General features: G+C 66.3%; 20 protein-coding genes, 1 tRNA gene and 7 pseudogenes. 6 read left to right on the forward strand and 22 right to left on the reverse strand.

The window, feature by feature from the left end; translation table 11 throughout:
* The 4 genes and pseudogenes from glpX to E6W36_RS11045 all read left to right on the forward strand — a co-directional run bounded on the left by glpX (window position 1) and on the right by E6W36_RS11045 (window position 2,914).
* A pseudogene (gene glpX, locus E6W36_RS11030) lies at window positions 1–995 on the forward strand (class II fructose-bisphosphatase).
* On the forward strand, window positions 996–1,160 hold the full coding sequence (locus tag E6W36_RS11035; RefSeq protein ID WP_222872626.1) for a hypothetical protein: 165 nt from the start codon (window positions 996–998) through the stop codon (window positions 1,158–1,160).
* A gap of 37 nt (window positions 1,161–1,197) precedes the next feature.
* The gene (gene recJ, locus E6W36_RS11040; RefSeq protein ID WP_246047551.1) at window positions 1,198–2,766 is read left to right on the forward strand and encodes a single-stranded-DNA-specific exonuclease RecJ; all 1,569 of its coding nucleotides are present in this window, start codon (window positions 1,198–1,200) and stop codon (window positions 2,764–2,766) included.
* 73 nt (window positions 2,767–2,839) lie between these two features.
* Window positions 2,840–2,914: transfer RNA gene (locus tag E6W36_RS11045), tRNA-Glu, on the forward strand.
* A gap of 229 nt (window positions 2,915–3,143) precedes the next feature.
* Here E6W36_RS11045 and folP read toward each other — a convergent pair.
* The 22 genes and pseudogenes from folP to ruvC form a co-directional block, all read right to left on the reverse strand.
* Window positions 3,144–4,284: pseudogene (gene folP / locus E6W36_RS11050) on the reverse strand (dihydropteroate synthase).
* Window positions 4,285–4,519: 235 nt separating this feature from the next.
* Window positions 4,520–6,237 (reverse strand): annotated as a pseudogene (ftsH, locus tag E6W36_RS11055) (ATP-dependent zinc metalloprotease FtsH).
* A gap of 237 nt (window positions 6,238–6,474) precedes the next feature.
* Window positions 6,475–7,359: a PP-loop family protein gene (locus E6W36_RS11060; protein ID WP_222872627.1), complete on the reverse strand. Its 885-nt coding sequence runs from the start codon at window positions 7,357–7,359 to the stop codon at window positions 6,475–6,477.
* Window positions 7,359–7,667, reverse strand: a complete 309-nt coding sequence (locus E6W36_RS20740) for a PP-loop family protein (protein WP_222872628.1) — start codon at window positions 7,665–7,667, stop codon at window positions 7,359–7,361. The genes E6W36_RS11060 and E6W36_RS20740 overlap by 1 nt, the downstream gene beginning before the upstream one ends.
* Entirely contained in the window at window positions 7,660–8,043 is a 384-nt protein-coding gene (gene ybgF, locus E6W36_RS11070; RefSeq protein WP_222874468.1) for a tol-pal system protein YbgF, read from the reverse strand. The genes E6W36_RS20740 and ybgF overlap by 8 nt, the downstream gene beginning before the upstream one ends.
* Window positions 7,959–8,528 carry a YbgF trimerization domain-containing protein gene (locus tag E6W36_RS11075; RefSeq protein ID WP_222872629.1) on the reverse strand — a complete coding sequence of 190 codons (570 nt, stop codon included), beginning with the start codon at window positions 8,526–8,528 and terminating at the stop codon, window positions 7,959–7,961. Before E6W36_RS11075 ends, ybgF begins: the two co-directional genes overlap by 85 nt.
* 133 nt (window positions 8,529–8,661) lie before the next feature.
* Window positions 8,662–9,222, reverse strand: coding sequence for a peptidoglycan-associated lipoprotein Pal (gene pal / locus E6W36_RS11080; RefSeq protein WP_246047552.1), 561 nt, complete (start codon window positions 9,220–9,222; stop codon window positions 8,662–8,664).
* 120 nt (window positions 9,223–9,342) lie between these two features.
* A pseudogene (gene tolB / locus E6W36_RS23435) lies at window positions 9,343–10,705 on the reverse strand (Tol-Pal system beta propeller repeat protein TolB).
* A gap of 36 nt (window positions 10,706–10,741) precedes the next feature.
* Window positions 10,742–11,122 carry a hypothetical protein gene (locus E6W36_RS11090; RefSeq protein ID WP_222872630.1) on the reverse strand — a complete coding sequence of 127 codons (381 nt, stop codon included), beginning with the start codon at window positions 11,120–11,122 and terminating at the stop codon, window positions 10,742–10,744.
* A gap of 34 nt (window positions 11,123–11,156) precedes the next feature.
* Entirely contained in the window at window positions 11,157–11,402 is a 246-nt protein-coding gene (locus tag E6W36_RS11095) for a hypothetical protein (protein WP_222872631.1), read from the reverse strand.
* A gap of 117 nt (window positions 11,403–11,519) precedes the next feature.
* Entirely contained in the window at window positions 11,520–11,984 is a 465-nt protein-coding gene (locus tag E6W36_RS11100; protein WP_222872632.1) for an ExbD/TolR family protein, read from the reverse strand.
* Window positions 11,985–11,986: 2 nt separating this feature from the next.
* Complete coding sequence (locus E6W36_RS11105; RefSeq protein ID WP_342776659.1) at window positions 11,987–12,685, reverse strand: MotA/TolQ/ExbB proton channel family protein; 699 nt, start codon at window positions 12,683–12,685, stop codon at window positions 11,987–11,989.
* Window positions 12,686–12,694: 9 nt separating this feature from the next.
* The gene (locus E6W36_RS18980) at window positions 12,695–12,904 is read right to left on the reverse strand and encodes an acyl-CoA thioesterase family protein (RefSeq protein WP_246047558.1); all 210 of its coding nucleotides are present in this window, start codon (window positions 12,902–12,904) and stop codon (window positions 12,695–12,697) included.
* A gap of 14 nt (window positions 12,905–12,918) precedes the next feature.
* A complete protein-coding gene (locus tag E6W36_RS20745) occupies window positions 12,919–13,176 on the reverse strand; it encodes a hotdog family protein (RefSeq protein WP_281277303.1) in 258 nt (85 codons plus the stop codon).
* Window positions 13,176–14,192, reverse strand: a pseudogene (ruvB, locus tag E6W36_RS11115) (Holliday junction branch migration DNA helicase RuvB). The gene E6W36_RS20745 and the pseudogene ruvB overlap by 1 nt, the downstream one beginning before the upstream one ends.
* A 41-nt stretch (window positions 14,193–14,233) precedes the next feature.
* Window positions 14,234–14,437, reverse strand: coding sequence for a PEP-CTERM sorting domain-containing protein (locus tag E6W36_RS23440; RefSeq protein ID WP_222874470.1), 204 nt, complete (start codon window positions 14,435–14,437; stop codon window positions 14,234–14,236).
* Window positions 14,397–14,678 carry a hypothetical protein gene (locus tag E6W36_RS11125; protein WP_222872633.1) on the reverse strand — a complete coding sequence of 94 codons (282 nt, stop codon included), beginning with the start codon at window positions 14,676–14,678 and terminating at the stop codon, window positions 14,397–14,399. Before E6W36_RS11125 ends, E6W36_RS23440 begins: the two co-directional genes overlap by 41 nt.
* 29 nt (window positions 14,679–14,707) lie before the next feature.
* On the reverse strand, window positions 14,708–14,902 hold the full coding sequence (locus E6W36_RS11130; protein ID WP_222872634.1) for a hypothetical protein: 195 nt from the start codon (window positions 14,900–14,902) through the stop codon (window positions 14,708–14,710).
* Between the two features lie 167 nt (window positions 14,903–15,069).
* Window positions 15,070–15,672 carry a Holliday junction branch migration protein RuvA gene (gene ruvA / locus E6W36_RS11135; RefSeq protein ID WP_222872635.1) on the reverse strand — a complete coding sequence of 201 codons (603 nt, stop codon included), beginning with the start codon at window positions 15,670–15,672 and terminating at the stop codon, window positions 15,070–15,072.
* A complete protein-coding gene (locus E6W36_RS11140) occupies window positions 15,657–16,106 on the reverse strand; it encodes a hypothetical protein (RefSeq protein WP_222872636.1) in 450 nt (149 codons plus the stop codon). The genes ruvA and E6W36_RS11140 overlap by 16 nt, the downstream gene beginning before the upstream one ends.
* On the reverse strand, window positions 16,103–16,792 hold the full coding sequence (locus E6W36_RS11145) for an acyltransferase family protein (protein ID WP_222872637.1): 690 nt from the start codon (window positions 16,790–16,792) through the stop codon (window positions 16,103–16,105). Before E6W36_RS11145 ends, E6W36_RS11140 begins: the two co-directional genes overlap by 4 nt.
* Window positions 16,789–17,290 (reverse strand): annotated as a pseudogene (ruvC, locus tag E6W36_RS11150) (crossover junction endodeoxyribonuclease RuvC). Before ruvC ends, E6W36_RS11145 begins: the two are co-directional and overlap by 4 nt.
* A gap of 230 nt (window positions 17,291–17,520) precedes the next feature.
* On the opposite strand from ruvC, the gene E6W36_RS11155 reads away from it, so the two are divergent.
* Window positions 17,521–17,700, forward strand: coding sequence for a hypothetical protein (locus E6W36_RS11155; protein ID WP_222872638.1), 180 nt, complete (start codon window positions 17,521–17,523; stop codon window positions 17,698–17,700).
* A gap of 72 nt (window positions 17,701–17,772) precedes the next feature.
* Window positions 17,773–19,318, forward strand: a pseudogene (gene guaA / locus E6W36_RS11160) (glutamine-hydrolyzing GMP synthase).
* Window positions 19,319–19,621: the final 303 nt, after the last annotated feature.

Raw genomic sequence — 19,621 nt, forward strand, 5'->3', positions numbered from 1 at the left:
ATGTCGCTCACAAGGCCGCCCCACGTCACGCCGTCCAGCCTGCTCGACCGCGTTCTGGTGCTCGAGATGGTCCGCGTGACCGAAGCCGCAGCCATCGCGTCCGCCGGGCAGATCGGCCGTGGCGACGAGAAGGCGGCCGATGCCGCTGCCGTCGAGGCCATGCGCGCAGCGCTCAACAAGCTGGACTTCGATGGCACGGTCGTGATCGGCGAGGGCGAGCGGGATGAAGCGCCCATGCTCTACATCGGCGAAAAGTCGGCTCCGGCCAGGGGCCGAAGATCGACATCGCGCTCGACCCGCTCGAAGGCACCACCATCACCGCCAAGGCCGGTGCGAATGCGCTTGCCGTGCTGGCGATCGCCGAGCATGGCGGCCTGCTGCACGCGCCGGACACCTACATGGACAAGCTGGCGATCGGGCCCGGCTATGCGGACGGCCTGGTTGATCTCGACGCCGGCCCCGCTGCCAACGTCAAGGCCTATGCTGAGGCCAAGGGTGTAGCGCCGGCCGAAGTCATGGTCTGTGTGCTCGACCGGCCGCGCCACGAAGCCCTTATCGCGGAGCTGCGTTCCGTCGGCTGCGGCATCAAGCTGATCCCGGACGGCGACGTCGCCGGCGTGATTGCAGTCACCGACCCGGACGAAACCGGGATCGACATGTACATGGGCCAGGGCGGCGCGCCGGAAGGCGTGCTGGCCGCGGCCGCGCTGCGCTGCATCGGCGGCCAGATGCAGGGCCGGCTGATCTTCCGCAACGACGGCGAACGCGAGCGCGCCCGCCGTGCCGGCATCACCGACTTGAACCGCAAATACAGCCTGACCGACCTTGCATCCGGCGACTGCATCTTCGCGGCGACCGGCGTCACCGACGGCGCGCTGCTGCAGGGCGTCAAGCGCCGTCAGGGCGGCTGGTTCACCACTGAGTCGATTGTCATGCGGGCGTCTTCCGGCACGGTGCGCCGGGTGTTCGGCGAGCACCGGCGCAAGCGGCTTTAAGTGGCCACCGCGACGGCGGCGGTCTTCGATGTCCGCCAGTCCCTGAGCGGGCTGGCGTGGCGCTGGCGGCTGCAGGAGCCGGCGCAGGCGCTGCATCTCGCCCAGGCCTATGGGCTGAACGAGAGCGTCGCCCGGGTGCTGGCTGCCCGGGCCCGATCTGGATAGTGCCGACAGGCTGCTCCAGCCGACCATCCGCGACTGGATGCCGGACCCCTCGATCTTCAGGGATATGGACTCAGCCGCTGGTCACCTCGCCGATGCGATACAAGCCGGGCGCAACATCGTCGTCTTCGGGGACTATGATGTCGACGGTGCGACCTCGGCAGCGCTGCTGCTGCGCTTCATCGCCGAGACCGGCGGCATTGCCAGCCCCTATATCCCGGACCGGTTGCTCGAGGGCTACGGCCCGAGCGGGGAGGCACTGGAGAGCCTGGCAAGGGCAGGGGCGGAGCTGGTGGTCACGGTCGATTGCGGCACCCAGGCTTTCGAAGCGCTGGAGCGGGCGCAGGCGGCGGGCCTGGCCGTGATCGTGGTCGATCACCACAAGGCCGGCTGGGCGTTACCGCCGGCGCTCGCCATCGTCAACCCGAACCGCCTGGACGAAGCGCCGGACGCTGCGGCCCACGGTCATCTGGCGGCTGTCGGGCTCGCGTTCCTGCTGGCGGTCGCAGTCAACCGCCTGCTGCGCCAGCGTGGTCACTATGCCGCCCGCCCGGAGCCGAACCTGCTTGCACTGCTTGATCTGGTGGCACTCGGCACGGTGGCAGATGTGGCGGCGCTCAAGGGCCTCAACCGCGCCTTCGTGACGCAGGGGCTGAAGCTCATGGCCCGGCGCGGCAACACCGGGCTGGCCGCGCTGCTGGACGTCTCGACGCCTGACCGCGCGCCGCGCGCTGGCGACCTCGGCTTCCATCTGGGGCCGCGCATCAACGCTGGCGGCCGGGTCGGTCAGTCGGACCTCGGCGTGCGGCTGTTGACCACGCAGGACCCGGCGACCGCCGCCGGCATCGCCCGCACGCTCGACGCGCTGAACGAAGAGCGCAAGGGGATCGAGGCGGCAGTGCTGGACCAGGCGCTCAGCCAGCCGCAGGGCGACCGCCCGGTGGTGGTGGCAGCCGGCGAGGGCTGGCATGCGGGCGTGCTGGGCATCGTGGCGGCTCGGCTCAGGAGCGGCACGACCGCCCGGCGATCGTCATCGGGCTGGAAGGGGCATTGGCAAAGGCTCGGGCCGCTCGATTGCCGGCGTCGATCTGGGGCGGCGGTCCTCAGCGCGCGTGATCAGGGGTTGCTCGTGACGGGTGGCGGCCATGCCATGGCAGCGGGCCTGACCGTCGAGGCGGGCCGGCTTGAAGCGCTGGTCGAATTCCTGCAGGCGGCGCTGGCCGAGCCGGTCGCCCGCGCCCGGCAGGACCGCGCGCTGGCGATCGATGTGGCGCTGGCACCCGCCGGCGCGACGGCTGACCTTGCCGAAGCACTGGAGGCGGCGGGGCCCTATGGTGCCGGCTGGCCGAACCCGCGCGTCGCGCTCGGGCCGGTGCGCATCGTCAAGGCGGATATTGTCGGCACGGATCACCTGCGGCTGATCGTACAAGGCGCGGATGGCGCACGGCTCAAGGCGATGGCGTTCCGGCAGGCGAGCACGGCGCTTGGCGTCGCGCTGCTCTCGGCGCGCGGGCAGTCGGTCTATCTCGCCGGGCGGCTGGCGCAGGACGATTGGTCCGGCGGGCCGATGGCGGAACTGCATATCGAGGATGCCGCAGTGTGCTCTTGATATGTGCGGCGATCGCGCTCATTTCCCTGTTGACCTCGGCGGGGCGCGTCGGTAAACGCGCCTCTTCCGCTTTGGCCCCTTCGTCTAGCGGTCAGGACGTCGCCCTTTCACGGCGAAAACACGGGTTCGAGTCCCGTAGGGGTCACCACATTGAAATACATGCGGAAATTCTGCTAGAGTCCGATGACATTGGATGGGATCGCCATTCCGATCTTCACGGAGCAGGCTGTAAAGTCCGCTCGTGGTGAGCCTGGACGAACCACGAGCCGCTCATCCCTTCGTCCAGCTCAGGGTGAGCGGCGCGTGTGCAACCGCGCGATGGCGTGTGGGTCAACCTAAAGTCATCAGGTTCTAAATTTTAGTCATTCCGCAAGCTGTCAGGCGGTGAGCGCCGCATCGCGCAGGCCCTGCCAGATACGCAGGGCCTGGACGGCCTCGGCCACGTCGTGCACGCGCACGATCTGTGCCCCTGCGCCAGGCAGTGGACGACAGCCGCCAGCGTGCCGGGCAGCCGCTTGTCCACCGGCTCTTCGCGGCCCAGCGCGCCAATGAAGCGCTTGCGGCTGACCCCCACCAGCAACGGGCAGCCGAGTGCGTGGAACAGGCTGAGCCCGTTCAGAACGTCGAGATTATGGCGCAGCGCCTTGCCGAAGCCGACGCCGGGATCAAGGATCAGCCTTGCGCGCGCAATGCCTGCCGCCTCGCAGGCCAAAACCCGCGCCTCCAGCCAGTCGTAGACGTCGAGCAGCGCGTCGGCATAGGCCGGGGCGTCCTGCATGGTCTCCGGGCTGCCCTGCGCATGCATCAGCACGATGGGGCAGGGGCTGGCGGCGGCGACAGCCAGGCTCTCCGGGTCCCAGGTGAGGGCCGAGACATCGTTGAGGATGTCCACGCCGGCTTTCAGGCCCGCGCGCATGACGGCGGCCTTGCGGGTATCGAGCGAGACGCCGGCGGACAGCGCGCCCAGGCGCTCCAGCACCGGCGCGACCCGGTCGATCTCGTCCTGCTCCCAGACCGGTTTTGCACCGGGGCGCGTCGACTCGCCGCCAATGTCGACCAGTGCCGCTCCGGCCTCCGCCATGTGCCAGGCGGCCTCCGCCGCCGCGTCAGCATCGGTCAGGCGACCGCCGTCGGAAAAACTGTCCGGCGTCATGTTGAGGATGCCCATGACCATCGGCTGGTCAAAGCGCAGGGTGCGGGTGTTGCGCGGCAGGGGCATGGTCGTCCGCGCTGCCGTCAGGTGTCGCCACTGGTCGAGCGCGCGCAGGCGCTGGGGTCTGGCAACGCCTCCAGGAAGGCGGAAATTCCCGGCACAGGCACCAGGCAGCTTGCGCATCGCCCGGCCTGCGTGCGGGCGATCACGTGAACCGCCGAGAACCACACCGCGCCGCCGGCCAGCCTACGGCAGGCGTCGGGGTCCATCAGCGGCCCGTCGACGAAACCGCTCGGCCGCAGATAGATCTGCGCTTCAGCGCCAAGGCGGGCGAACGCCGCCGGGTTATGATCAAGGTCGTGCATGTCCCGGCAGCGTCAGCCGATCAGGCCTGCGGCGCGGGGTTGAGGCCGCCTGGGCGCTTGCCGGTCTTGGGGATCGCACCGACGCCGCCGGATGGTGGAGGCGGGGGCGCATCGGCGATTTCCGGGCGCTCGATGGTCCCACCTTCCAGCAGGGTGCGGATTTCGTCGCCAGTCAGGGTTTCGAACTCCAGCAGGTTCTGCGCGATCGTATGCAGGCCATCGATGTTGTCGGCGATCAGGTGCGGGCACGCTCGTAGGATTCCATGACGATGCGCTTGACCTCTGCGTCGATCAGCCGCGCGGTTTCTTCCGAGACATTCTGCTGGCGCGACACTGAATGGCCGAGGAACACTTCCTCCTGGTTCTCAGTGTACTGCAGCGGGCCGAGCGCATCCGACATCCCCACTGGGTCACCATGGTCTTGGCGAGCTGGGTTGCATACTGGATGTCGCCGGATGCGCCGGAGCTGACCTTGTCGTAGCCGAAAATCACTTCCTCGGCGACCCGGCCGCCCATGGAGACCGAGAGGTTCGCGTACATCTTGTCGCGGTGGTAGGAGTAGCTGTCGCGCTCCGGCAGGCGCATCACCATGCCGAGCGCACGGCCACGCGGGATGATGGTCGCCTTGTGGATCGGGTCGGACGCCGGCTCTTTGAGAGCAACCAGCGCGTGTCCGGCCTCGTGATAGGCCGTCATGCGCTTCTCGTCGTCCGACATGACCATGGAGCGGCGCTCCGAGCCCATCATCACCTTGTCCTTGGCGTCCTCGAACTCCTGCATGGAGACCAGGCGCTTGCCGCGCCGGGCCGCCAGCAGCGCCGCCTCGTTGACCAGGTTGGCAAGGTCGGCGCCGGAGAAGCCCGGTGTGCCGCGCGCGATGGTCTTGGCCTGCACGTCCGGGGCCAGCGGCACCTTCTTCATGTGCACGCCGAGAATCTTCTCGCGGCCGACGATATCCGGGCGTGGCACCACGACCTGCCGGTCGAACCGGCCCGGACGCAGCAGCGCCGGGTCCAGCACGTCGGGCCGGTTGGTTGCCGCCACGATGATGATGCCTTCGTTGGCCTCGAAGCCGTCCATCTCCACCAGAAGCTGGTTCAGCGTCTGTTCGCGTTCGTCGTTGCCGCCGCCGAGCCCGGCGCCGCGATGGCGGCCGACGGCGTCGATTTCGTCGATGAAGATGATGCAGGGCGCGTTCTTCTTCGCCTGCTCGAACATGTCGCGCACGCGGCTCGCCCCGACACCGACGAACATTTCCACGAAGTCCGAGCCGGAGATGGTGAAGAACGGCACGTTGGCCTCGCCGGCGATGGCACGGGCGAGCAGGGTCTTGCCGGTGCCAGGCGAACCGACCAGCAGCGCACCCTTGGGGATTTTACCGCCCAGGCGCTGAAACTTCTGCGGATCCTTCAGGAAGTCGACGATCTCCTGCAGTTCCTCGCGCGCCTCGTCGATGCCGGCGACATCGTCGAACGTGACACGACCCTGCTTCTCGGTCAGCAGCCGCGCGCGGCTCTTGCCGAAGCCCATGGCACCACGGCCGCTGGACCCCTGCATCTGCCGCATGATGACGAACCAGATGCCGATGATGAGCAGGAACGGCAGCAACTGGATGAGGATCGACATCAGCAGGCTGCGGCCTTCCTCGCGCTGCACCTTGAAATGCACGTTCTTCGCCTTCAGCCGGTCGATCAGGTTCGGATCGTTCGGGGCGTTGGTCTTGAAGGTCTGCCCGTCGGTCATCGCGCCGACCAGTTCCTGCCCGCGGATTTCGACTTCGCGCACCTTGCCTTCCTCGACCTGGGTCAGAAAGTCGGAATAGGCCAGGTCGCTCACCACCTGCCGGTTGCTCTGCGTCCCCAGCATCTGGAACAGCACCACCAGCACCACGATAATCGCAGCCCACAGGGCGACGCTGCGGCTCATGGTATTCGGTCCACGCTTGTCGGACATTGTTTTCCTTTCCTGCGGCGCACGCGCGCGCTGAGTCTTGGTAGTGTCTCAGTTTGAAATTCTGCCGCTCACCCTGAGCTTGACGAAGGGGTGAGCGGCTCGTGGTTCTGTCCAAGCTCACCACGAGCGGACTTTTCAAACTGAGACACTACCGAGTCTTGACGCTAAGATATGGTGGTGTGGTAAAGAAACAAAGATGGCGAATGTCGCATGTTCGCCATCCCGACGAATTCCGCGTCAAGCTGCGCCGAAGCGGGCAGCAATGTCGCCAGAGCGTTGCCGCCGCCGCCCAGCGCCAGCAATTCTTCCCCGCCAGAGCGCCGGCAGGGCACAGCGGACACCGAACGGCATTGCAAGGCCACGCAAATCCGGCCACTGATCCAATGCGTTGCGCCAGCCGGCCTCGCCCAGCGCACGCACCACGCCGGGGCGGGCCTCGGTGATCGCAAACCGGCGGTCCCACAGCGCGTGCGCGCACGGTGTCGGCAGACTGTCAGCAATGCGGCCGGCCTCGCGCATGCAGAGCATTCCCGTGTCCGTCGGCTCCAGTTTCGCCCCGCCGCAGGTGGTGGCGGACTTGCGCGCGATTGCCGCAGCGACGTCTTCACGCGCAGGCACGGAGCCCGTGACGATTTCGAGTGCGCGTACCAGTGCTCGCAGGCGAATTTCCGGGAGCGGCGCGCCCGCAAGCGCAACCTGCATGGCGCCGCCGGGCAGCAGCGTCGCGTGGTGCTGCAGCCAGTGATCGGTTGCCGTATTCAGTTGCGCGTCGAGGTCGGCGAGGTGGCTGGCAGTGCGGGCGGCGGCGGCGGCGTCAAGCTCGGGCAGGTTCGCCAGCGCGGCGCGCCAGCGCACCCGCTCGAACTTCGGATCGTGGTTGGAAGGATCCGACACCCACGGCTGGCCGATCGACTCCAGCCAGGCCTGGAGCGTTGCGCGGCGCAGCTCCAGCAGCGGCCGGGCGAGGGTCACCGCGGCATCAAGCGGCCGTAGCGCGCGGATGCCTGCCATCCCGGCAAGGCCAGCACCGCGCGCCAGCCGCGCCAGCAGGGTCTCGGCCTGGTCGTCGGCCGTATGGCCGGTCAGGAGGACAGGCACTGCCTGCGCGCGGCACCAGGCCATCAAAGCATAGCCGCGCGCGCAGCCTCCTGAATGCCGGTCGCAGGGGCCGCATCCCAGCGCAGGATGTGATGCGGGATGCCGCGCATCGCCAGCCACCGCCCGACTTGCCAAGCCTCCTCGGCTGCCTCCCGGCGCAGGCCATGGTCGACGGTCAGCGCCGTCACGCGCCCCGGCAGCGCCGCATGCGCCAGCAGAACCAGCGCCAGGCTGTCCGAGCCACCGGATACAGCCACAGCCAGGTGTTCTGGCGGGGTCGGCAACAGCCGGCTCAGGGCATGTGCGAAGACTGACGGCAGCCCGTCAGCCACATTTGGCGTCCTTGCGGGTGGCCTTCAGGTCGTTGGCAAGCCGCCCGCGCGCAATCGCCTTGTAGGCGACGTCAAGTTCGCCAAGGGACCGGCAGGCAAGATCCGGCTGGCCACGTGCGACCAGTGACTTGCCCAGCCAGAGCAAGGTGTCCGGTGCCCGCTCGCCCTTGGGGAATTTTTCATAGCCTTCGGCGAAGGCGAGCGCGGCTTCGTCGTATTTCTTCTGCACCATGTAGACGCGGCCAAGCCAATACTGGGCGTAGGACGCCCGGCGGGACGCTGGATTCGCCTTCACGAAACCGGCAAGAGCCTGCTCTGCCTTGGGATAATCCTTGGCCTCGACGAAGTTGTAAGCCTCCAGATAGGCGGCCTCGATGGCGTCTGCGCTCTTTTCGGTGTGGCTGCCTTCGCGGTGTCCGTATCAAGGGTCCCTGCATTGGCGGTCGCCGGCACCGCCGGGTCGGCCGTTGCAACCCCTGCAGGCTTGCCGCCTTCCAGCGCGTTGAGGCGGAATTCGGCGTCGCTCTTGAAGCGGGCAAGCCCGTCTTCCATCTGGCGCAGGCGGAAATTGGCCTGCTCGAGCTGGCCGGTCAGGGTCTGCAGGCGCACCTCAAGCGCATCCAGGCGCTCTTGCATGGCAAGCAGCGCGGAATTGTCCGGCAGCGCTGGCGCACTTTGGGGCGCTGCGGTCGTCGTTTCCGGCTCGAGGTAGGTCGGCGCGCCCTTGGGGAAGACTTTGCGTTGCAGGACCCGCAGGTCCTTCTCGATTTTCTCGATGCGTGTCGCGTCGTCCGTGGACTGGGCATGGGCCAGTGGCGCGAGCATCAGAGCGCAGAGGAATAGAAGGGCGATACGGCTCATGGCTTACTCCTGTTGTACACAGTCTGCAGATCGCTCCCGCAAGTCCTGTCTTCCGTATCGGCAACCATCCACCAATCAAACGCCCCGACGCTGCGGGAGCATCGGGGCGTGAAGATTGGCGGCGATTGCGGCGTTAGCTGTTCGGATTGTCCAGAACGGCGACGCCACGACGGTTCTGCGACCAGGCTTCTTCATTGGACTCGGCGACTTCCGGGCGCTCCTTGCCATAGGAAATCGTCTTCAGGCGGTCGGCCGGAACGCCGGCGCTCACCAGGAAGCTCTTGACGGCCGTCGCACGACGCTCACCGAGCGCCAGGTTGTATTCGCGGGTGCCGCGCTCGTCGCAGTGGCCTTCGATGGTCACCGTGATGCTGCCGTACTTCTTCAGCCATTCGGCCTGCTTGGCCAACGTTGCGCGCGCAGTGTCGCCCAGGGCGTAGCTGTCGTATTCGAAGAATACGCGGTCAGCGCCAGCGGTCTCGATGAAGTCCTTGAGGCTGCCGGGCGTCGTCGAGGCGGTGACCGGCGGCGGGGGCGGCGGAGTCGGGGTCGGGGCGACTTGCTGGGTCGGTGCCGGCGGCGGCGGCGGCGCGGGCGGCAGCTCTTCCTTCTTGGAGCAGGCGGCGAGCAATGCGACGGCGCCGGCCAGAGCCGTCATCCGTGCAATGCGCAGAGAAGTGTGCGACGTAGCCATGGGTCTCTCCGTCTCTAACGCTGAAAATCAAGATAAACTGTGGCCCAATATAAAGTTTCATCGCAGCAGGTCAAGACAAGGCTTGATTGCAGATGAGACTATTTATTGTGCAGTCTGCTGTCACGGCAGCAACGGCGACCAGTTCGGGTCGGAGGAATCCGTCGGCGTCGGGATACGGCGCTCGTTCACGCCGGTCAGGTCGATGGCATAGACCGCCACGCCGCCGTCGGTGCGCGCGGTCGAGCGTTGCGTGCGGAAAAGGTAATGACCCGGCCGTTCGGCGACCAGGCCGGCGCTTCGTCCTGCCAGCTGTCGGTCAGCAGGCGCTCGCCGGAGCCATCCGGGCGCATGACACCGATCCGCAGCTTGCCGTTGGCGATCTTGGTGAAGGCGATCAGGTCGCCGCGCGGCGACCAGACCGGCGAACCGTAGCGGGCACGCGGGTTTGCCGTGTCGAAGGAGATGCGCTGCGCACCGCTGCCGTCCGCGTTCATCACATAGAGCTGCTGCGAGCCGCCGCGGTTGGACTCGAACACGATGCGCTGTCCATCCGGGGAAAAACTCGGCGAAGTGTCGATCGACGGCTGGTTGGTGATCCGGCGCGTCTGTTTGCTGGCGAGATCGAGGATGTAGATGTCGGAGTCGCCGTTTTCGGAGAGGGTCAGGGCAATGCTGCGGCCGTCCGGTGCGTAGCGCGGCGCAAAGCTCATGTTCGGGAAGCGGCCGAGCAATTCCTGCCTGCGAGTGGTCAGATCATAGCGGAACACCCGTGGTGTCGCGCCGAATGCGAGGTAGCTGAGGGACCCGCCGTCCGGCGCGAAGCGCGGGTCAGCGCCAGGTTCTGGCCGGTCGTCAGATATTCGATGTTGGCGCCGTCCTGGTCCATGATCGCCAGACGCTTGACCCGGTTCTTCCGCGGCCCGGTTTCGGCAATGTAGGCGATGCGGGTGTCGAAATACCCGCTGTCGCCGGTCAACTGCGTATAGATCTTGTCGGCGCATTTATGGGCGGCGCGACGCCATTGCTTTGGCGTCGCGATCGTGACCGAGTGCTGCAGAAGCCCTTCTTCCGAAAACACATCGAACAGGTAGCAACCGACCGCCATGCTGCCGTCCGCGTTGAGCTTGGCATAACCGGTCACCAGCGCTTGTGCGGCGATCGTGCGCCAGGACGCATAGTCCGGGGTGGCGAAGTTTTCCGCCGTCACGGTCGTGGTGAAGGCGGCCTTGTCCAGCGGGCGAAACAGGCCGGAATTCTTGAGGTCATCGCTCAGCACCTGGGAGATGCGGGTCGAGAGGGTTTGCAGCGCGCCATCCGGCGTCGCCTGCGGGTTGCTGGCGACAAACTCCGGGATGGCGATCGGCAGCGGCTGCACCGACCCGCCGGTGATGTCGATGCGGATGACGGCCCCAGCCGGTGTTGCTGCGAGGGTTCCCAAGGCGAGAAGGCAGGGCAGGGCCAGGCGACGAAGCAGATGAATCACGGTCGGTCCTTTCGTCAGCGCGATCATGCGTATGAATCACAACAGGCGCGAGGGGTCAAAGTTCAATTCGAAATCCTGGTTCGCCCAGATCGCGCGGAACTCCTGCGGCAGCTCGTAAGGCGCGCACTGGATGACCGCGCGCAGGGTGGCGCGGGCGAGGGCATCGGCGAACGCGGCATTGGCCGGGGTGACGCCGCTGCGTCCGACGATCCTGGGGCCATCGACGATCTGGCCGGCGTCGTTCAGGCGGAACTGCACCTGTACGGTGATCTTCTTGACGTCGGCGCCGCCCGATGGCGGGTTGAAGCAGGCGGACACCTTGGCATCCATCAACTGCTGCAGCGTGATGGTCGCGCGGGTGTCGCGGATCGCGGTCTTCGCGATATCCCGCTTCAGGTCCTTGGCCAGCTCGGACACGTTGAGCCGCTTGCGGTCCGCCTCCTGAAGGCTTTTATCGACCAGATTTTCCAGCTTCTGGTCCAGCGCCTTGTCGCGTTCGGGTTTTTCGGCTCCGGTTTTTGGGCTCGGGCTTGGGTTCGGGTTCCGGCGCGGGCGCCGGTTCCGGCGGCGTCGGTTCGGGAGCGATTTCCGGCTCGGGTTCGGCTTGCGCGGTTTCGCGCGGCGCGGCCTTCGTGGAGGGTTCCGGCTCCTCGGTGACGCGCTGCACCTCGCTCAAATCGACGATCTCGACCGGCACGGGGATTGAGATCGGGCAGGGATGGCGGGAGCGTGCTGTGTGCGAACAGCAGGGCCGCCAACAGGGCTCCATGTCCGAGAATCGAGATTGTCCAGCCGCGCGCCAGAGCCATGAGCGTCAGCGTTCCGTTTTGGACATGTGCTGGTCTGAGACCAGGGCGACTTTCTTGAACCCGGCGGCGTTGATCTCGCCGACGACCTCGATCACCCGCCCGTAACCCAGCGCCTTGTCGGCGCGCACGTAGATGCGTGGTTCGTCGCCGCGCGCTTCCACGATGGCGCTAAGCTTCGGGGCCAGTTCGTCCAGTGGCACTTCCAGCTTGTCGACGTACACCCGGCCGCCCTGGTCCAGTGTGATCTGAACCGGCGCATTGTCCTCCGGCAGCGACTTTGCCCGCGAATCCGGCAGATCGATGGGCACGCCGCTCACCAGCAGGGGCGCTGCCACCATGAAGATAATGAGCAGGACCAGCATGACGTCGACCATCGGCGTCACGTTGATCTCGGCCATCGGCGGGCGGCGCCAGCGGCCGCTGAACCGGCTGCCGCCGCCGGGGCCGCCAGTCTGGAACGACATGCCCATGGTCAGGCCGCCTTTTCGTCAAGCTGACGCGAGAACAGCGCCTGGAATTCCTCGGCGAAGTTGGACAGGCGGCTGCCATAGCGGCCAACATCCGCCTGCAGCTTGTTGTAGCCGATCAGCGCCGGGATGGCAGCGGCCAGCCCGATCGCGGTCGCAAACAGGGCCTCGGCGATGCCGGGGGCGACGACGGCGAGTGTCGTGTTCTGGGTCTGCGCGATCGCCGTGAAGGAGCGCATGATGCCCCAGACGGTGCCGAACAGCCCGATGAACGGGGCGGAGGATGCAACGGTTGCCAGATAGGTCAGATGCGCTTCCAGCTTGTCCATCTCCCGCTCGAACGTGACCCGCATGACGCTGTGCAGGCGCTGGTTCAGGCTTTCCCGGTCCGGGCCCGCGTGCGGTCGAGCGGCGCCACTCGTCCATGGCCGCGACAAAGACCTCGGCATAGGGATGGTTCGCCTGCTTGTTGGCGTCGTAGAGGCGGTCCAGGGTGGTATTGGACCAGAAAGCTTTTCGAAGTCCGCCGCAAGGCGCTTCAGCCTGCCCAGCCGCAGCCCCTTGTCGATCATGATGGCCCATGCACCGATCGATGCGATCACCAGCCCGATCATGATGGTCTTCACCACGATGTCCGCCTGCAGGAACAACTCCCACGGGGAAAATCCGGCAGCGGCTTGGGCAAGCGGCAATGTCGTCTCCATATGCGTCCTTTAATCCGTCGAAGTCTGCGCCGCGTCGAGCAGGGCGTCGAAACTGGCCCGCCACGCGGCAGGCTGGCGGCGCGGCCGCCCACCTGCGCCCAGATAGGCGACTGTCACCATGGCGTCCACGATAGTCTCCAGCGGTCGCAAAGGTTCCGCCATGGCAACGCGCTCAACGGTTTGCTGCAGGCGGCAGGATGCGCCGCCGAGCTTGTCCACGCGGGTCGAGACTTTCAGGATATCGTCCAGCCGGGCGGGGATAGAAAGCGCATCTCGACGGCCGTCACGGCGTAATAGCCGTGGTCCGCATCGGTGCGGCTGAGCGGTTCGCTGAGGTTGATGCCGAGGCAGCGCAGAAAATCCGAGCGTCCCCGTTCCAGAAAGCGCAGGTAGTTGGCGTGATACACGACCCCGGTCGCATCCGTGTCCTCCGTGTAGACCCGGAAACAGACGCTGTGCCGACCCCTGGTGATTTCGCCTGCACTGATCATCAGGCATCCAGCAGTGGCAGAACAGGGGTCGGCGGCTCTAGGCCGATGTGGGCAAAGCCGGACGGATTGAGCATGCGCCCCGGGCCGTGCGCGCCACGAAGCCGATCTGGATGAGATAGGGTTCAATCACTTCCTCGATGGTGTCGCGCGGTTCGGACAAGGCGGCAGCCAGCGTTTCAACGCCGACCGGCCCGCCCGCATAGTCCAGCCCGATACACTGCATGTAGCGGCGGTCGATGCGGTCCAGCCCGCGCTTGTCGACCTCCAGCCGGGACAACGCCGCATCCGCGAGTTCGATGCCAACCTCTTGCGCACCGGCCACAGCGGCGAAATCGCGCACACGGCGCAGCAGCCGCCCGGCGATGCGCGGGTGCCGCGGGCGCGGGTCGCGATTTCGCGGGCGCCGCTTGCACTGAGCGCCAGGTCAAGCACGCGCGCGGCGCGTGCCACCACCTGCTCCAGTTCGCCGACCGTATAGAATTCCAGGCGCACCGGGATCCCGAAGCGGTCGCGCAGCGGGTTGGTGAGCAGGCCCGAGCGCGTGGTCGCGCCGACCAGCGTGAACGGCGGCAGATCGATGCGTACGGAGCGTGCGGACGGCCCTTCGCCGATCATGAGGTCAAGCTGCCGATCCTCCATCGCGGGGTACAGCACTTCCTCGACCTGCGGATTGAGGCGGTGGATCTCGTCGATGAACAAGACGTCGCCGGCCTCCAGGTTGGTAAGCAAGGCCGCAAGGTCGCCAGCGCGGGCGATGATCGGGCCGGAGGTAGCACGGAAATTCACCCCATCTCGCGCGCGACGATCTGGGCCAGCGTGGTCTTGCCCAGCCCCGGCGGGCCGAACAGCAGCACATGATCCAGCGGTTCGCCGCGCGTGCGGGCCGCCTTGATGAACACCTCGAGGTTTTCCCGCGCGGCCTGCTGTCCGATGAATTCGGCCAGCCGCTGCGGGCGCAACTGGCTTTCCGGATGATCGTCCGGGCTGAGGTTCGGGCTAACGGGGCGCGTCTCCATGCCCCGTGTCTAGCGGCACGACGGCGCTTGCGGTAGCCCGTTTAGCGGCGGCGGCGCGCGATGCCCGCCAGCGCCAAGCCGGCACCGAGCACGATCAGCGACCCCGGCTCGGGGCTGGCACGGTGCGGTCGCCAGTCACCTGGATGGTATAACCGGTAAGTCCGCCGTGATCCTCGCGCAGGACCTGCAGGTAATTGACCCCGCTCAGGTCCGGCAGGGTGAAGCTGTACTCGTTGGCTGAAAATCCACCGGGGCGATCGCTCCGAATTGGTACTGCCCGTTCAGCCACACGAAGATGCCGTTGTCGACGCCCAGTGAAACGGTGATGTTGCTCAGGCCGGCGCCAGCGTTGAATTCATAGACGATGGCGGTCTCGCTCCCCACGGCCCAAGTGCCGGGGATGGCGACCGGTGCTGCACTCCAGCCGCCGCCAGTTGGCGCGGACGTGCCGAGGAAGGTTGCAAAATCCGCCGGCGCTCCCGCCACGGCGAGATTGGGCGCGCTGGCATTCGGGATCAGGGGTCCCCGACGTTCGGAAACAGATTGAAGCCGGTGCTGGTGTCGGTCTGGCTGGCGAAAGCCGGGATTGTGGCCAGGTCGCCGAGTGAACTGGTATAATAGCCAAGCGTGCTGTCATTGATGATGACGGCTGCGTTCGCGCTCGCGATGGACGTGGAGGCAGCAAGCAGGGCGAGAATGGCAGTGCGCATAAAAATTCCCTCAAACTATAGCCATCAGTAAAGCAATAAACACGCCAATAATTAAATAATTGTGATTGTATGCAGAACGCCGGGCCATCGCGGTCAGATCGAGGCACGGTGTAAAACATTCCGGCGCTTTTTATCCGCCGTTGCGGCTGCGTATCCAAAGGCGGAGCTCAGCGGGTCAATTCCTTGAGCGCGGCGGGAATGACCCGGTCCAGCGGCGCATCATCGTCGAGCGCCTTGCGGGCAGCAGCGACGGCGCGCGCGGCTTCCGCCTGCTTGAAGCCGAGGTTGAGCAAGGCGGATACTGCATCGTCCGTCGTTCCTGCAACAGGCACCGACGCCGCCATCACAGCGCCGAGGCTGACGCCGCTCGGCAGCGGTGCCTTGTCCTTGAGTTCGTTGACGATGCGTTGGGCCAGTTTCGGGCCGACGCCGCTGGCACGGGCGACGCTCGCCTTGTCCTGCGTGGCGATCGCCTGTGCGAGGTCGTTCGGGGCCAGAACGCTCAGCACGCCGAGCGCCACCCGGCCGCCGACGCCCTGCACCGATTGCAGCAGCCGGAACCAGCGCTGTTCGTCCGCGCTCGGGAAACCGTAGAGGGTGATCGCATCCTCCCGCACCTGGGTTTCGATGAACAGCCGCACGCGCTCGCCGGGTGCAAGCTGTGCAAGGGTGCGCACGGAGACTGCCACCAGATACCCGACGTCCTGCACGTCGAGCACCAGGGCTTCTTCCAGCAGGGCATCGACGGTGCCGGTCAGCTTGGCGAACATTTGGCCAGTCCTTTCAGGGTCAGCAGCTTGAGCCACGCCTTCAGCGGCGCGCTGAGACGGGCGACGGCGAAGGTTGCGACCGCGACCAGCCCGTAGACCCAGGCGGCGCGCGGCCAGTCGCCGACCGCAAACGGTGCAACGGCGGCGGCGAAGACGGCAACCGGGAGATGCAGCGCATAAAGCTCGAACGTGTGATCGGCGACCGCGCGCATCGCCGCTCGGCCCGGTGGCGGCCGCCAGTGCACCGAGCGCACGGAGACACCCAGAACCAGCAGCGCCGTGGCGAGGCCGGCGGCATAGCGCGTTGCCAGTCCGGACGAGGTCCGCACATCCTGCGCCATGGCGTCACTCCAGACCAACTGCAGGTCGAGGGCGCGCAGGGGCGCGTCGAAATGGACGATCATCGCCAGCCCGAGCACCCCTGCCACCATCATCGGCCAGCCGAGCCACGCTGGCGTTTTGTGCGCAACCGCCAGACCAGCACCCCAGCAGCCAGATCGGCAGCAATGCTGCGATCTGCGGCCCGACCAGCACGAACCAGCCGAGCATGGCGAGGATGCGCGGTGCCCGCGCAGGAAAAACTGAATGCCGAAAAGACATAATAGGCGGCCTCGTAGGAGAGCGACCACATCGGTCCGTTCGAGCCAGGCCAGCCGCGAATGCCGTCAAACGGCCAGAATTCCTGGATCAGGGGCAGGGTGAGCAGATAGCGCAGGACGGCATCGTCGCGCACGTTGAAGGATGGGCTCGCGGCAATGGCGGTCTCATCGTAGAAATGGGGCGCTGCCTGCAGCCCGATCGCGTCCAGAAGCGCCGTCATCGCCAGTGCCGGCAGCACGACGGAATAGAGCCGGGCGATGCGGGCGGCGGCATAGTCGGCGGCCGAATGGCGGGGACTCGTGGTCGCGGCGATCACATAGCCGGACAGTACGAAGAACACCATCACTGCAACGTGCAGAAAGCCGCCCAACTGCCAGAGGTAGCCACCGGTCAGCCAGCCGGCCGCAAGATGCCCGAACATCACCGCCAGCGCTGCGCCAAACCGCAGAAGATCGAGGACGATCGACAGCGCCGGGTCTATTTTCTGCGCGTCCGCTGGCATGGTTTGTGTCGTGCTCATCTGCTGCGCGCCCGAAGGTCTAATGTGCGGGCGGTGCGCAGATGCGCATGGGCGATAGCGACGGCCAGCGCATCGGCGGCGTCGCCCGCCTTGACGTCACAGCCAGGCAGCAGGCGGCCGACCATGGCGTGGACCTGCGATTTGCCGGCGTGACCGACACCGACCACGGCCTTTTCACCAGGTTCGGCGCATATTCGGCGACCGGCAGACCGCGCATGGCTGGTGCCAGCAGCACGACGCCGCGCGCCTGCCCGAGCTTCAGCGTCGATGCCGGGTTCTGGTTGACGAACGTTTCTTCGATGGCGGCCTCCATCGGGCGATGCGCTTCAAGGATGGCGCTCAGCCCGGCGAACAGTTGCGCTAGGCGGGTGGCCAGCGGATCGGTCGATGTCGTGGCCACCACGCCGTGCGCCAGATGGCGCAGGCGCGCCCCTTCCGCAGCGATGACACCCCAGCCGGTTTTTGCAGCCCTGGATCGAGGCCGATGACGATCGTCATGGCGTGCAGCATCATTGTTTCCATATCGGCAAATCACTGGCGGAAAATTGCAGTGTAGTCATCCAGTCCAAGAACATCCATCTACGCGTCGGCGCCGGGCGAAACCCTCCGTCCGGCCACATGCCAGTTTATCGCCCAAGCGACGCGAATTCATGACGAATGCATGGCGCAGCGGAAACAGGGCAACATCATGAACCGTATACAGGACATAGCACACCGGGAGAACGCGCATGCCGTTCAATAAACTTGCCATCGGCGCTGCGGAAGCCATTGTCGCCTTCGGGATCGCCGTCTTGTTCGTGGCCGATCCGGCGCATGCCGGCGCTGTGGCGCTTGCTGCCATCCTGCTCAAGCATGTCGGGCAGCACGCCATGTCGCCTGCGCCCGCGCGCAGGCGCACCCACGAATAATGTCCGCCGCGTGGCCTTGCGGGGTCACGCCGCCTCGGCTATGGCGCGGTGCTTCCCTTTTCGGAGGCCGCGATGTCCGACACCATCCTCATCCTCGATTTCGGCAGCCAGGTCACGCAGTTGATCGCGCGGCGCGTGCGCGAGGCAGGCGTCTACTGCGAGGTCGTGCCGTTCAGCAAAGGCGAGGAAGCGCTGGCGCGCCTTGCGCCCCGCGGCATCATCCTTTCCGGAGGGCCGGCGTCGGTCACAGGCGAGGCCAGCCCGCGCGCGCCGCAGGCAGTGTGGGACAGTGGGCTGCCGGTGCTTGGCATCTGCTACGGCGAGCAGACCATGGCAGCCCAGCTTGGAGGCCGGGTCACGCCGTCGAACCACCGGGAGTTCGGCCGCTCGACCGTTGAGGTGGTCGACGGCTGCGCCCTGTTTGCCGATGTCTGGCGACCCGGCGAACGGCACCAGGTCTGGATGAGCCACGGCGACCGGGTCGATATGCTGCCGGGCGGTTTCAAGGTGGTCGCCACGTCGGACGGCGCGCCGTTTGCCGCCGTGGCCAACGAGGCGCGCCGCTACTACGGCGTGCAGTTTCACCCGGAAGTGGCGCATACGCCGGATGGCGCAAAGCTCATCGGCAATTTCGTGCATGGCGTCTGCGGCTGCCACGGCGACTGGACCATGGCGGCGTTTCGCGCGACCAAAATCGCGCAAATCCGCGCCCAGGTCGGCGACAAGCGGGTCATCTGCGGCCTGTCGGGCGGGGTCGACTCCGCTGTTGCCGCCGTGCTCATCCATGAGGCGATCGGCGCGCAGTTGACATGCGTGTTCGTCGATCACGGCCTGATGCGTCTGGGCGAAGCCGAACAGGTGGTGAGCCTGTTCCGTGGCCACTACAATATTCCGCTGGTGCATGTGGACGCCGCTGCCACCTTCCTCGGCGCGCTCGACGGCGTGACCGACCCGGAAGCCAAGCGCAAGACCATCGGCAAGCTGTTCATCGAGGTGTTCGAGGCGGAGGCGAAAAACTCGGCGGCGCGGACTTCCTGGCGCAGGGGACGCTCTACCCGGACGTGATCGAGAGCGTTTCCTTCACGGGCGGGCCGTCGGTCACCATCAAGAGCCACCACAATGTCGGCGGCCTGCCGGAGCGCATGAACATGGCGCTGGTCGAGCCGCTGCGCGAGCTGTTCAAGGATGAGGTGCGCGCGCTTGGGCGCGAGCTCGGGCTGCCGGATGTGTTCGTCGCTCGCCATCCGTTCCCGGGGCCGGGCCTCGCCATCCGCATTCCCGGTGCCGTGACGCAGGAGAAGTGCGAGACCCTGCGCAAGGCCGATGCGATCTACCTCGATGAAATCCGCAAGGCCGGGCTCTACGATGCGATCTGGCAGGCGTTTGCCGTGCTGCTGCCGGTGCGCACGGTCGGCGTGATGGGGATGGCCGCACCTACGACCATGTGCTGGCCCTGCGCGCCGTCACCAGTGTCGACGGCATGACCGCCGACATCTACCCGTTCGACCCGCATTTTCTCAGCGCGGTCGCCACCCGCATCGTCAATGAGGTGCCAGGCGTCAACCGTGTGGTCTACGACTTCACCAGCAAGCCGCCGGGAACCATCGAGTGGGAGTGATTTTTGCCTATCCGGGCGTGTCCGGAAACACGCCAAGGTGCGACATAACGCACTGAAATACAAAAATAAATTAGACGATATGTTTCGATGTCTATCGACGGGTTAGTCTCCCGGATGACGGTATGACTGACGGTATGGTGCATCTTGTCTCAGATCGAAATCGCATATACCGTCAGAGGCAAGAGAGCTTCTGACGGTATAATTTTTGACCTAGTACGCTGTAAAAGCAGGGAAAATATCCGATCAGGAAGGCCATTTTCTGCCTGACGGTATAATTGGGCGCTCTCCGGCATTTATTGACCG

The organism is Hankyongella ginsenosidimutans (assembly GCF_005144965.1).
GTDB classification, from domain to species: Bacteria; Pseudomonadota; Alphaproteobacteria; order Sphingomonadales; family Sphingomonadaceae; genus Hankyongella; species Hankyongella ginsenosidimutans.